The 14,128-nt window shown below is 30.3% G+C and carries 14 protein-coding genes; all 14 read left to right on the top strand.

Annotation, left to right across the window (positions count from 1 at the left end; all coding sequences use genetic code 11):
* The first annotated feature begins 6 nt into the window (after window positions 1–6).
* Window positions 7–3,600, top strand: coding sequence for a fibronectin type III domain-containing protein (locus tag ACAG39_12090; protein MEZ0537967.1), 3,594 nt, complete (start codon window positions 7–9; stop codon window positions 3,598–3,600).
* Complete coding sequence (locus tag ACAG39_12085; GenBank protein ID MEZ0537966.1) at window positions 3,601–4,434, top strand: S-layer homology domain-containing protein; 834 nt, start codon at window positions 3,601–3,603, stop codon at window positions 4,432–4,434. It abuts the gene before it with no gap.
* A 129-nt stretch (window positions 4,435–4,563) separates the two neighbouring features.
* The gene (rplM, locus tag ACAG39_12080; protein ID MEZ0537965.1) at window positions 4,564–4,992 is read left to right on the top strand and encodes a 50S ribosomal protein L13; all 429 of its coding nucleotides are present in this window, start codon (window positions 4,564–4,566) and stop codon (window positions 4,990–4,992) included.
* Window positions 4,993–5,012: 20 nt separating this feature from the next.
* On the top strand, window positions 5,013–5,405 hold the full coding sequence (gene rpsI / locus ACAG39_12075) for a 30S ribosomal protein S9 (GenBank protein MEZ0537964.1): 393 nt from the start codon (window positions 5,013–5,015) through the stop codon (window positions 5,403–5,405).
* 143 nt (window positions 5,406–5,548) lie between these two features.
* Window positions 5,549–6,766: an ammonium transporter gene (locus ACAG39_12070; GenBank protein ID MEZ0537963.1), complete on the top strand. Its 1,218-nt coding sequence runs from the start codon at window positions 5,549–5,551 to the stop codon at window positions 6,764–6,766.
* Window positions 6,767–6,783: 17 nt separating this feature from the next.
* Entirely contained in the window at window positions 6,784–7,122 is a 339-nt protein-coding gene (locus ACAG39_12065; protein MEZ0537962.1) for a P-II family nitrogen regulator, read from the top strand.
* A 370-nt stretch (window positions 7,123–7,492) separates the two neighbouring features.
* Window positions 7,493–8,260 carry a 30S ribosomal protein S2 gene (rpsB, locus tag ACAG39_12060; protein MEZ0537961.1) on the top strand — a complete coding sequence of 256 codons (768 nt, stop codon included), beginning with the start codon at window positions 7,493–7,495 and terminating at the stop codon, window positions 8,258–8,260.
* A 50-nt stretch (window positions 8,261–8,310) separates the two neighbouring features.
* The gene (gene tsf, locus ACAG39_12055) at window positions 8,311–8,925 is read left to right on the top strand and encodes a translation elongation factor Ts (GenBank protein MEZ0537960.1); all 615 of its coding nucleotides are present in this window, start codon (window positions 8,311–8,313) and stop codon (window positions 8,923–8,925) included.
* Between the two features lie 100 nt (window positions 8,926–9,025).
* Window positions 9,026–9,745 carry a UMP kinase gene (gene pyrH, locus ACAG39_12050; GenBank protein ID MEZ0537959.1) on the top strand — a complete coding sequence of 240 codons (720 nt, stop codon included), beginning with the start codon at window positions 9,026–9,028 and terminating at the stop codon, window positions 9,743–9,745.
* Entirely contained in the window at window positions 9,746–10,300 is a 555-nt protein-coding gene (frr, locus tag ACAG39_12045; GenBank protein ID MEZ0537958.1) for a ribosome recycling factor, read from the top strand.
* A gap of 56 nt (window positions 10,301–10,356) precedes the next feature.
* Window positions 10,357–11,103, top strand: coding sequence for an isoprenyl transferase (locus ACAG39_12040; protein ID MEZ0537957.1), 747 nt, complete (start codon window positions 10,357–10,359; stop codon window positions 11,101–11,103).
* Between the two features lie 26 nt (window positions 11,104–11,129).
* Complete coding sequence (locus ACAG39_12035; GenBank protein MEZ0537956.1) at window positions 11,130–11,912, top strand: phosphatidate cytidylyltransferase; 783 nt, start codon at window positions 11,130–11,132, stop codon at window positions 11,910–11,912.
* A 22-nt stretch (window positions 11,913–11,934) separates the two neighbouring features.
* Window positions 11,935–13,083, top strand: coding sequence for a 1-deoxy-D-xylulose-5-phosphate reductoisomerase (locus ACAG39_12030; GenBank protein ID MEZ0537955.1), 1,149 nt, complete (start codon window positions 11,935–11,937; stop codon window positions 13,081–13,083).
* 2 nt (window positions 13,084–13,085) lie between these two features.
* Window positions 13,086–14,128: RIP metalloprotease RseP (gene rseP, locus ACAG39_12025; GenBank protein MEZ0537954.1), on the top strand; the 1,043-nt coding region annotated here is incomplete at its 3' end.

Raw genomic sequence — 14,128 nt, 5'->3', positions numbered from 1 at the left:
TAGAAAATGAAAAGACTTATTTCAATATTATTACTTGCTGCTTTTTTATCTATAAATTTTAACTATATAGACTTTGTATTTGCTGATGAGGTATTTGTATACCCACCCTATCAGCTTGATATAGCAAAGCTAAACAATAAGCCATATATTGAAAGATCAACTGATGGAACTATTGCTGTTAATATTTCATGGAAATTTGATGGGGCTTTAACAGATATTAATTATTTTGAACTCTATGCTGGTGATAGTATTTCGGCATTAAATCAGAGACAGATTGTTTATCCAAATGACCCATATTTAACTTATAATCAAAGTTCAAAAACAATTACCTATAAAATGATTACTTTACCTCCAAATAATCAAAAGTTTAAAAGTGGTACTGTATATTATGCTAGAGTTAGATCTGCCAAGATAACTGAGCTGCCAAATAATCAAGGAACTGTTATTAATTTTTCTGCCTTTTCTAATACAATAACATTCTTAACACCAATTTTTGTTGAAGCTACTACAAACTCAGAATCTTCAATAGATATTGTATGGGATGATGTTTACTATAATAATCTTAGACTCGACTATGATATATATGTTTCAAAAGATATAAGTTTTACTACACCAACAAGGTTTCAAATTGATGGAAGCAAAATAACCCAACTCCAAAGCCAGCCTCTTGGTGGTAGAGTTGAAATATTACCAAATAAAAAATTAAAGTATACTGCAGTAAATCTAATTCCGAGTAGTGTATATTATGTAAAAGTCCAGCCAAGAAATTTACCTTCTGAAATAATATATAGATATCCTGATAACCTTGACATTGCTGAGACTACTACATATATACAAGCTGATGCAGTAAGACTTAATAACGAAATTGTTAGGCTTAAATGGCTTGGCGTTAGCAATGCTTCAAATAGCAAATATGAGATATACAAAGGAAGCCAAAACCAAATACCACAACTTATAGGGATTGTTTCGGGAAACATAAATGAATTTTTTGTGTCTGTGGGAATAAATGATGAGGTTTTCTTTAGAGTTCAAGTTGATGTATTAGATAGTTTGGGCAACAACATTACAGTAAGGTCAAGGGATTTATATGTACATCCTTATGTATTGCCGTATAATCCTCCTTCGGTTGAGGAATTTAATGCCTTTCCTATTGATACTACAAAAATAAAATTAACTTTCAAAAAGCCAACTGATACAGATGTTTATTATGATTTCTACTTAAAAAAATTGTCTGAACCTGATTCAAGCTATCAATTAATTTTAAATAACTATCAAATGAAAGACTCTGATATTCTAAAAGATGTTTATGGTAAAGACACAAATTATTACCAAATTGATATTACTAACCTTGAATTAAACACAGTCTATGTTTTTAAGGTAATTGCAAAGAAAAAATTCTTTGATTATGATAAAAATACTGATATCTATACCGAATCTGCTCCATCTATAGCTATATCATATACATTATCAGGTGAAATTGGACCTCCAACAGTGCCAGAATCAATATATATATCTTCTTATACAGATACAACAGTATCACTAAAATGGGACCCAATTTTTATACCTGGAACAAATATTATTGACAATAGTGTTTTTTATAATATTAGTGTTGCTAAGTATACCTATGGAATGGATATTACAAATCCTTCTTCAATATTACCTGAACAAAGCCAAACAATAAGAAATCCACAAATAGATTTTGATGGCAAAATTAAATATACATTTATTGATTTAAATCCTAATACAAGATATGTATTTTATTTAAGAACTTATAGAATTGTGAACAACCAATCGGTTTATTCAGAACCGTCTAATGTTGCTTTTGCAACAACATTACCTTCACAGGGAATTGTTGTTCCATCAAAGCCACCTACTGTAGATGATTTAACTGTTTTGGCTGTTAGTTACAATTATATTTCGGTGCAATGGAAATACTATGATAATGTTTATTATGAAATACAAATAAATGATAACACCCAGAATGTTAATTCATGGAAAACAATTGATGCTTCTTTTGTTCCTGCAGCCAAGGATATTAATCTCTATAATAATACTTGCTATTATGTTGTAAAAGATTTAAAGCCTGCGACATTATATGGTATTAGAATCAGGAGCTATATAATCAAAGATAATCAAAAGATTTATTCAGAGTATTCAAACCCTGTATATGCAAGAACAACAAATGTTCCGCCACCTAAAGAACCTTTAGCTTTTGGAATAAAAGAAATTGGTATTGATTATTGCCTATTCGTTTGGGAAACATCAGAAGATGGGAGAACATATATAATTCAAATTGATAATAATCCTACTTTCCAAAGTTATAAAGAATATCAATCAGAAGTTAATGCTACAAGCTTAAAGGTATCTAACTTAAAGCCTAACACAAGATATTATGCAAAAATTTATTCGGTTTCTGAAGATAATCAGAGGTCTCAGGCTTCATATGTAATTTCTTTTACAACTAAAAAAGATTTATCTGAGTATGATTATTTTGGTGATAATTCAACAGTTGACTACACTTTGCCAATTATTACAAATGAAGATGCTACTTTAAAACAGATGATTATAGAAGTAAGTTATAAATATACTAACACTGCAACTGATTTTGATGATTTAATTATTGATTTTACAAAGAGGAATGACTCATCAATAAGAAGATTTACATTTAAGGTTAGATTGGATGTATTAAAATCAGTAATTTCTTTAAATAAGACAGTACTTATAAAATTAGATGATTCTACAATAAGTTTTTCACCGCAAGCTATTGATGTAGATGTTTTAAAGAAGCTATCTTCACAGAGCAATTTAAGCAAGGTTTACGTGCAGTTATCATTTATCAAAAACCCAGATTATTTAATATTTCCAAATAAAGCTTCAAACATATATGACGTAGATTTTTCTGTAAATGATAATATTAAAAAAATAAATGTAGATTATTTTAATAAGGCTATTGATGTAACATTAAATAGTTTAATCAAAAGTAAAAAAACATATCCCAACCTATTTAATAAGACTTTAGCAAAATGGGATAGATTACTAAATTATATTCAAAAAGATAGTAGCTATAATTTTAAACTTTCAAATCCACAAGCGTTTGTTCTTGAGAAATCTGATTATTATAATGATATTATTACAAGTAAATATGCTATGAACATATATGAACTTTTAGATAGATATAATAATGATGATACAAATGCATCACTTCAACCAACAAAAGGTGTGACAAGAAATGAATTGGCCACTTATTTAGTATATTTTGCCACGTATAAGCGATTAGGTAGCTTTACCAAAGACAATATGTTAGTCTCAAAAGCAATAAAAGCAGGGATAATTGATTCTTCTTCAGATAATATGTTAACTAAACAAGAAGCTGTTGATATCTTGGTAAGATTTTACGAAATTTATACATCAAATATTATAACAGTAAAAGATAATATAGGTATTAATTTAAATAATGTGGAAGAAAATTACCAAGAATCAATAAAAAAAGCATCATCAAAAGGCTGGCTTTTTGAGAAGTCAGTGTTTCCGGCAAATGAAATAGCTACCCGTGAATATATACTAGGTTTATTAAATCGTATATTAAAAGAGGTGGACTAATTGAAGAAATTTATTTCTTTTATTGTAATATTTATTTCATTATTAACGTTTTCATATATATTTGCATCTCCAAGATGCACTATTGAATACAACTATAAAGGCTCTCAAAATATTTTTATAAAGCTAAAATATGAGAGTAATAAGAACTATTTCATAAAAGGATTTATTAGAGAAAGTGACAATTCACTAAAGGTTTTTTATAGCGATAAAAAAATTTCAAACGATGAAAAAGACTATATTTTAATACCACAATCAATGTTTATTATACCAGTAAGAGTGATATTAGAGGATGTAAGTGGAAAAGAAAAACCTTTTAGCGATATTTCAACATCACAATATGAAAGGTATATAAGACATCTTTATGATATTGGAAAAATTAATGGGTATAAGGATGGTACATTTAAACCAAAAAGCTTCATAACACGAGAAGAATTTTCTGCAATGTTGATGTCGGTATTGGATATACAAAAAGAAAAATTCTCTAAATATTCTTTTAATGATATTAAAAACTCTTGGGCAAAGGATGAGATTGAAACACTTTACAAAAGTAATATTATAACAGGTTTCAAAGATAAGAAGGGTAATCTAATATTTAATCCAAAAGGAAATGTTACTTTTGAACAAGCAATTGTTATGGTTGTAAAGGCACTAAAACTAAAGGAAGGTAGCAGTAAAAAAATAGAAGGTGCAAGTTATTTTTCGTATAAGTTTATTAATGCAGCAATTGATAATAAAATTCTAAAGCAATCGGAAATAAAGAGTTTGAAGTTTACAAATTCAGCTACACGTGAATGGATTGCATTTTTGTTGAGTAGATCCTTAGTCAGAGAATAAAAATATTTGCCCAACTAATTGACACTGGTATTATTATATATTAGAATAATAATGTTTTGAAATAGGCCCCGAGTTTAGAAAGTTAATTGTATAAATGAAAAATTTTTAAAAGGAGTGTAACTGAGCAAGATGAAAACCTTCCTTGCAAAACCAAATGAGATAGAAAAAAAGTGGTACGTTATCGATGCTGCAGGTAAACCACTTGGAAGAATAGCAGCAAAAGTAGCTGTAATATTAAGAGGTAAAAATAAGCCATATTTTACACCCAATGTTGATACAGGTGACTATGTAATAATTATAAATGCAGAAAAGGTATTACTTACAGGTAAAAAACTTGATAATGATGGTTACAGATACCATACAAGATATGTTGGTGGTTATAAATTTGTAACTTACCGTAGGCTATTAGAAAAGCATCCAGAAAAAGCTATTGAGATTGCTGTTAGAGGAATGCTTCCAAAGAATAGATTAAGAGATAGATTCATGAGGAAGCTTAAGGTTTACAAAGGACCAAATCATCCTCATGCTGCACAAAAACCTGAAGTTCTTGAAATATAAGTTAAGGGGAGGATATTAAAGTGGCACAGGTTAAATATTATGCAACAGGAAAAAGAAAGACATCTGTTGCAAAGGTATGGATTACACCAGGAAAAGGTAAGATAACTGTTAATGATAAAGAAATGGAAGCATACTTCCCATTAGAAACACTAAAAATAATAGTAAAACAACCATTAACATTAACAAATACTTTAGGCAAATTTGATGTAATTGCGAAAGTTAAAGGTGGCGGATTTACAGGTCAAGCAGGTGCTGTAAGACATGGTATAGCAAGAGCACTTGTTATTGCTGATCCAACACTAAGACCAGTTCTTAAAAAAGCTGGATATCTTACAAGAGATCCAAGAATGGTTGAAAGAAAGAAATATGGTCTTAAGAAAGCAAGAAGAGCACCACAATTTTCAAAGAGATAATGGTATCTTAAAAATATTGACAATTGAATTTGATTTTGATAAAATCAAATTAAGCCAATGGGGGCATACCAATTTAGGTATGTCCCCATTTTGCATTTAGGGGTTTTAAAATCTATAAATAAAAAATTGGGGGTGTTTGTATTATGAATAGTGCTGATATTGTATGGGTTTTGATTTCATCTGCATTAGTTATGCTAATGACTCCAGCAGTTGGTCTTTTCTATGGTGGTATGGTGAGAAGAAAGAATTTACTTTCAACATTTACAATGTGCTTTGTAACAGTTGCATTAATAAGTATTGAATGGGTTTTGTATGGATATAGTCTTTCATTTGGAAAAGGTAATGGTTTTATTGGTGGCTTTAAATGGGTTTTGTTTAATAATGTAGGATTAAATGCAAATAGCCATTATGCATCTAACATACCACATCTTTTATTTGCAATATTTCAGATGATGTTTGCAATTATTACACCTTCATTAATTGTTGGAGCATTTGTAGAAAGAATTAAGTTTTCAAGTTTTGTTATATTTACATTGCTTTGGTCTACAATTGTGTATAATCCAGTTGCTCATTGGGTTTGGTCAACAGACGGGTTTCTTCGAAAACTTGGATCACTTGATTTTGCAGGTGGAACAGTTGTTCATATTACAGCCGGTGTTTCAGCATTAGCTATGTCTTTAGTGATTAGAAAAAGAATAGGGTTTGGCAAAATTACTATTGAACCTAATAATATACCATTTACAATAATAGGAGCGGTTTTGTTATGGTTTGGTTGGTTTGGATTTAATGGAGGAAGCAGTTTAGCAGCAAATGGAATAGGTGTAAACGCATTTTTAACAACAAATGTTGCAGCAGCTTCAGCAGCCTTGAGCTGGATGGTAATATCATGGATTAGAAGAAGACCAAGTGCAATTGGAATTGCCACAGGTGCTGTGGTCGGTTTGGTTGCAATAACTCCAGCAGCTGGTTATGTTGATGTAAAGTGGGCAATTGTTATTGGTGCTATTGCTTCAATTATTTCATATTATTTTATATTATTGCGTGAAAAGCTTGAACTTGATGAATCACTTGATGTTTGGGCATGCCATGGTATGGGTGGTACATGGGGAGCTATTGCAACTGGAATCTTTGCCTCAAAAGCTGTAAATCCTGCAGGTGCTGATGGATTAATATATGGAAATTATAAATTGTTCTTTGTTCAAATATTATCAGTTATTATTTCTTGGGCATTTTCATTTATTGTTACATTTATATTAGCTAAAGTTATTGATAAGACAATTGGACTTGCTGTAAAAAGAGAAGAAGAAGTTGTTGGACTTGATATATCACAACATGGTGAAGAAGCTTATGGTGGAATATAAATTTGGGGGTGTAAATAATGAAAAAGATTGAGGCAATAATTAGAGAAGAAAGCTTAAATGAGCTTAAAGATTGTCTTGAGAAGAATGGTTTTTTTGGGATGACAGTATATAAGGTAAAAGGTAGAGGGATACAAAAAGGCATAAATCTTGAATGGAGAGCAGGTTCATATAGAGTTGATTTACTTCCAAAGATAATGGTGATGCTTGTTGTGAACGACCAAGATGTTGATAAAGTCATTGATTTAATTATTGAGTGTTGTTCAAGTGGCACTGCTGGTGATGGCAAAATATTTATTTCAACAATAGAAGAAGTAGTAAGGATAAGCACAAAAGAAAAAGGCATAAAAGCTATATAAAAAAAGGAGGAGAAGAAATTTCTTCTCCTTTTTTTGGGGTTTTAAAACCTATAAATAAAAAATTAGGGTTTTGCAAAACTATTATATCAGATTTGTTATTCTATGTGAACATTTATGACAATAAGCCACCGGGGATGGTTCTTTCTGCCCCAAAATGAGCCACCGGGAACGGTTCCTATTGGCATGAAAGATGTTGGGAAGAAGCATTCACTGTGCAGGTATATGTGATTAATTTAAAAGGTTATTGTATAAAAATAAACGATGTGCTATAATATCATAGGTTTAATTAATAATAAAAGAGATTGGAAATCTTCGGTGGGCAAAAAGCCTTACATCCAATACTCAAAAAAACCGAATGGGAGGTAAAAAAATGCCAGTATTATCAATGAAACAATTACTTGAAGCAGGAGTTCACTTTGGACATCAAACAAGAAGATGGAATCCTAAAATGGCTGAGTACATCTTCACAGAAAGAAATGGTATTTATATTATTGATTTACAAAAGACTGTAAAGAAGATGGACGAAGCTTATGAATTTGTAAAATCACAAATTCAAGAAGGTAAAAAAATTCTTTTTGTTGGTACAAAAAAGCAAGCTCAGGATACAGTGAAAGAAGAAGCCGAAAGATGTGGTATGTATTACATCAACCAAAGATGGCTTGGTGGTCTGCTTACAAACTTTAGAACTATAAAGACAAGAATTGCAAGACTAAAAGAATTTCAAAAAATGGAAGAAGACGGCACATTTGAATTGCTTCCAAAGAAAGAAGTTAACCTTCTTAGGAAAGAAAAAGATAGACTTCTTAAATACCTTGGCGGAATAAAAGATATGGAAAAAATTCCTGATTTAATCTATATAGTAGACCCTAAGAAAGAAAGAAATGCTGTATTAGAAGCAAAAAAGATTGGTATTCCAATAGTTGCGATAGTTGATACCAACTGTGATCCTGATGAAGTTGATTATGTTATTCCAGGAAACGATGACGCAATTAGAGCTGTTAAATTAATTACTGCTAAGATTGCTGATGCTGTTATTGAAGCTAATGAAGGTGAACAGAATACTCCTGCGGTAGAAACTTCAGAAGTTGAAGATACTACTGAAATTGACGTTGAATTTGACGATTCAGTTGAAGAATAATAAATATAAAAACCCACTCAAAAGAAGAGAAACTTTAGGAGGTTTTTGATATGATTAGTGCAGAAATGGTAAGAGAACTTAGAGAAAAAACTGGTGCAGGTATGATGGACTGCAAAAAGGCTCTTACTGACTCAAACGGCGATATGGAAAAAGCTATTGAGCTTTTAAGAGAAAGAGGACTTGCAAAGGCTGCAAAGAAATCATCAAGAGTTGCTGCTGAAGGTGTAGTTGAAAGCTACATTCATGGAAATGGGAGAATTGGTGTTTTAGTTGAAATTAACTGTGAAACTGACTTTGTTGCAAGAAATGAAGAATTCAAGGCATTAGCAAAAGACATTGCTATGCAAATTGCTGCTGCAAACCCAAAATATGTTTCACGTGAAGAGATTTCACAAGAAGTTATTGAGAAGGAAAAAGCTATATTAAGACAACAAGCATTAAATGAAGGGAAACCAGCACAGGTTGTTGATAGAATTGTTGAAGGCAGAATCGAAAAATTCTACGAAGAGGTATGCCTTCTTGAACAAGCATGGATAAAAAATCCAGATATAAAAATTAAAGATTTAATTACTGAAAAGATAGCAAAGATTGGTGAAAACATTGTCATTAGACGTTTTGCTCGTTTTGAAAGAGGAGAAGGTATTGAAAAAGTAGAATCTTGCTAAAATAAAAAAAGGAACACTTTTTTGTAGTGTTCCTTTTTTTTGAGTAAACACTTTAAAAAACTTTGATAAATATGTAAAATAGATAAGAGAGGGAATAATTATGGTTGAACTAAAATACAAAAGGGTAATATTAAAATTAAGCGGTGAAGCTTTAGGTGGAGAAAAAGGTTTTGGAATTGACCAATCAGTTATTAACTCAATAGCAGATGAAATAGTTTTATTAAAGGATGCTGGTGTAGAGGTTGCTGTAGTTGTGGGAGGTGGTAATTTTTTTAGAGGAAGAAGTGCCGAAAGTATTGACAGAGCAACTGCAGATTATATGGGTATGTTAGCAACAGTAATAAATTCATTAGCATTACAAGATGCACTCGAAAAAAAAGGTATACCGACAAGGGTTCAAAGTGCTATAGAAATGAGACAAATTGCAGAGCCTTATATTCGTAGAAGAGCAATAAGACACTTAGAAAAAGGACGTGTAGTAATTTTTGCTTGTGGCACAGGTAATCCTTTCTTTTCAACAGATACAGCTGCAGCACTAAGAGCAGCAGAAATAGAAGCAGAAGCTATTTTACTTGCCAAGAAGGTTGACGGGGTTTATGACAGTGATCCTAAAATAAATCCAAATGCTAAAAAATACGATTTTATAACATATTTGGACGTATTAAATCAAAGGCTCCAAGTTATGGATTCTACTGCAACATCTATGTGCATGGACAATGAAATACCAATAATTGTTTTTGAACTTTCCAAAGGAAATATATTAAAGGTTGTTCAAGGTGAAAATATTGGAACTAAAGTTGATGTTAAGGAGGAGTTATAAATGGCTGAACCTATTCAATTAGCTGAAGAGAAAATGAAAAAGACAATTGAAACATTAAAAAGTGAATTTACAAATGTCAGAGCAGGTCGAGCAAATCCTCATATATTAGATAGGATTACAGTTGATTATTATGGTGCAATGACTCCAATTCCACAGACTGCATCTATTACAGTTCCTGAAGCAAGAGTAATTGTAATTCAACCATGGGATGTAAAAATGCTAAAAGAAATTGAAAAAGCCATTCAGAAGGCTGATATAGGAATTAATCCAATAAATGATGGAAAGGTTATAAGATTAGTATTTCCTGAGTTAACAGAAGAAAGAAGAAAAGAATTGGTGAAACAAGTAAAGAAATTAGCAGAAGAAGCAAAAGTAGCAATAAGAACAATTAGAAGAGATACGATGGAAGAATACAAGAAAATGAAAAAAAATAATGAAATCACAGAGGATGATCTTAAAGATACAGAAAATGACGTGCAAAAACTACACGATAAATACATAGACCAAATAGATAAGCTACTTCAATCAAAAGAGAAGGAAATTATGGAAGTTTAGAATATATAATGCGGGGTTTAAAATTCCCGCGTTATTTTTTATATGGAGGGTTTTGTATGTTTGAGTTTTTAAAAAGAAAAAAAATAGATAAATTAAAAGATACAAATTTACCTAAACATATAGCAATCATTATGGATGGTAACGGAAGATGGGCTCAAAAGAGAGGACTTCCAAGAATGGCAGGCCATAGATTTGGTGCTCAAAAACTTAAAGAAATTGTTTTATTTGCTGATGAGATAGGAATAAAGTACTTGACAGTATATGCATTTTCAACAGAAAATTGGAAAAGACCCAAAGAGGAAGTTAATAACCTTATGAATTTATTAAGAGAATTTTTTGATAAAGAGATAGAAAATTTAATTCAAAAAACTCAAATAAGTATTAGAGTAATAGGTGATATTACAAAATTAGATTATGATATTCAAAGAAGAATTTTAAATGCTCAAGAAAAAACCAAAAATAGAACAGGGCTATGTACTGTTATCGCACTTAACTATGGTGGAAGAACAGAAATTATTGATGCTGTAAAACGTTTGGCAATGGACATAAAAAATGATAAAATTGATTTAAATGATATTAATGAAGAATTATTTTCAAATTATTTATGGACGAAGGATATCCCAGATCCTGACTTATTAATTAGGCCAAGTGGTGAAATGAGAATATCAAATTTTTTATTATGGCAGATTTCATATTCAGAATTTTGGTTTTCGAATGTTCTTTGGCCAGATTTTAAAAAAGAAGATCTATTAAAAGCAATTGATGACTATAATTTACGTAACAGAAGGTTTGGTGGTGTCTGACTGAATATAGATTCGGAGGTTTTTTCATGAGAAATAGAGTTTTGACAGCTATTTTTGGAATACTATTAATATTTTTGGTTAATTTCTTTGGAGGCATATATTTAAAGGTATTTCTTTTAGCTGTGTCAGTAATTGCAATATCTGAATTGTTAAAAACCCTTAATATTGAAAATGAAATAATTGCCTTATCTATTATTACAAGCTCAATAATAATTATTAATAATATTATTATTTACGATTATCTTATAGTATTTTTATCATTTTTAATTGTAACTTCTTATTATGTTGTAAAGAATAATATTTCTGCAAAAAAGATTGTATATGTTGTATTTTCTTTTGCTTATATACCTATTACTCTTGGCCTTTTGTATTACTTGAGAGGTCTTGAGAAAGGTGATTTACTTATATGGCTTCCATATATGATTTGCTGGGGTGTTGATACATTTGCTTTTTTTATTGGTATTAATTTTGGAAAGAATAAGCTATGTTCAAATATTAGTCCTAAAAAGAGTGTAGAAGGTTTTTTTGGAGGGCTATTAGGTGGTTTAATTGCAGTTGTTTTATTTGAATTTATTTACAATAGATTTGAATTAAATACAATATATATTTTTAAAATATTGTTTATTTCTATTGTTGTTTCTATTACAGCACAAATTGGAGATTTATTTGCTTCTATGATAAAACGTGAAAATAACAAAAAGGATTTTGGTTGGATTCTACCCGGTCACGGAGGAGTATTAGATAGATTTGACAGCTTATTACTTGTAACACCTTTGGTTTATTTATTAAGAATTATCAATATTATATAAGTTGCAGCAAGGAGAATTACCTATGAAAAAAAGAGTAAGTATACTTGGATCAACAGGTTCGATTGGATTACAAACTATTGATGTTGCAAAAAAACTTGATATAGAAATTATTGGAATTGCGGCTTATAGCAATGCTGAATTACTAAAAAAGCAAATAGATGAGATTAATCCACAGATTGCGTGTATTATGGATAAAGAAAAATATAATTTATTGAAGGATTATAGCAAAAAAACAAAAATAGTAACTGGTATTGAAGGGCTAATAGAAGTTGCGACAATTGAAGCTGCAGATATTGTTTTAAATTCTGTTGTAGGTATTATAGGACTTGTTCCAACTATTGAGGCAATTAAAAATAAAAAAACAATTGCTTTGGCTAATAAAGAAGCATTGGTTACTGGAGGGAAAATAATAAATAAATTAATAAAAGATTTTTTAACAAATATTATTCCAGTTGATTCAGAACATAGTGCTTTATTTCAATGCCTTGTTGGAGAAGATATTAATAATGTAAAAAGATTAATTTTGACTGCTTCTGGTGGTCCATTTAGAGGGAAGAAAAATAATGAAATATATAATTCAACAGTTGATGAGGTTCTAAAACATCCGACATGGTCTATGGGGAAAAAGATTACTGTTGATTCAGCAACGCTAATTAATAAAGGATTTGAAGTAATTGAAGCTATGTGGCTTTTTGAAATGAATATAAATAAGATTGATGTTATAGTTCACCCACAGAGTATAATTCATTCAATGGTTGAGTTTAATGATAATTCAATTAAAGCACAATTATCAAACCCTGATATGAGACTTCCGATTGAATATGCATTAACTTATCCAGAAAGGCAAAAAAGCGTAATTGAACAGTTAGATTTTGCAAAAGTTTCATCTTTAACATTTGAAAGACCTGATATTGAAACATTTAAATTGTTAAAACTGTCCTATCAATGTGCAGAAAAAGGGGAAGGATATCCAATAGTTTTGAATGGTGCAAACGAGGTTGCAGTTCAGCAATTTTTAGAAGGTAAAATTAAATTTGGTATGATTGCGGACGTAATTGAATCAGCATTAAATGATTACCAAGGAAATAAAATTGAAAATATAGAAGATATTTTAATTGTTGATAACTGGGCAAGAAGGTATGTTATTGAGAAATTAGAAAGGTGGTTTTAGAATTGACTTTAATAATATCCATTATTGCAATTTCTGTTGTTATTTTGATTCATGAATTTGGACACTTCATAGTGTGCAAACTTTCAGGCATTTATGTTGAAGAGTTTGCAATAGGATTTGGTCCAAAGCTCTTTAGCATAAAAGGAAAGGAAACAGAATATTCTGTCAGATTATTTTGGATAGGTGGCTATGTAAAGCCTTTAGGTGAAGATAAAGATGTTGACCATCCAAGAGCCTTAAACAATAGTTCAGTATATAAAAGAATTTTAATGGTATTGATGGGTCCAATAATGAATTTTGTATTAGCAATAGGAATAATGCTTTATTTTGGCTATGCCTTTGGATTTGGAACTAATGTAATAAAAAACGTAGAGAAAAATATGCCAGCTTACCAAGCAGGAATAAGACCTGGTGATAAAATTGTAAAAATTGATAATTCACCAATATATATATGGGATCAAGTAAGCTTTGAATTGGCAATTCATAATTTAATAAAAAAGGATTCTAAGCTAACAATTGATGTAGAACGTAATAATAAGATCTATTCGTTTGATATGTTCCCTAAATATGACCCTATTACTAAATCAAAAAGAGTAGGTATAGCACCTTATATTTCACAAAAGAGTTTTAGTAGCAGCTTATATTATGGGTTTGTTTCAACATTTGTTGAAATAAAGGAAACTCTTTATAGCTTGGGTTTAATGTTAGGTGGTAAAGTGTCTTTCAAAGAGGTAATGGGGCCTGTAGGAATGGTGAAAACAATGGGTCAAGCTGCAAATGCTGGATTTAAAAAAGACTTTTTAAGTGGTGTCATAAATGTACTTTGGCTTATGCAACTTATTTCTGTAAACCTTGGTGTAATGAATTTAATACCTTTCCCTGCTTTAGATGGAAGTAGATTCATATTCTATTTATACGAAGCTGTTATGGGTAAACCATTTAATAGAGAAAAAGAGGCAATGATTCATACAATTGGATTTTTTATTCTTCTTTTATTAATTGTATTAATTACCTTTAATGATATCAAAAATATTTTTATACTTGG

It is taken from the genome of Caldicellulosiruptoraceae bacterium PP1, from assembly GCA_041320695.1.
Lineage (GTDB): Bacteria > Bacillota > Thermoanaerobacteria > Caldicellulosiruptorales > Caldicellulosiruptoraceae > JBGGOQ01.
This window is presented reverse-complemented; position numbering and strand designations above follow the sequence as displayed.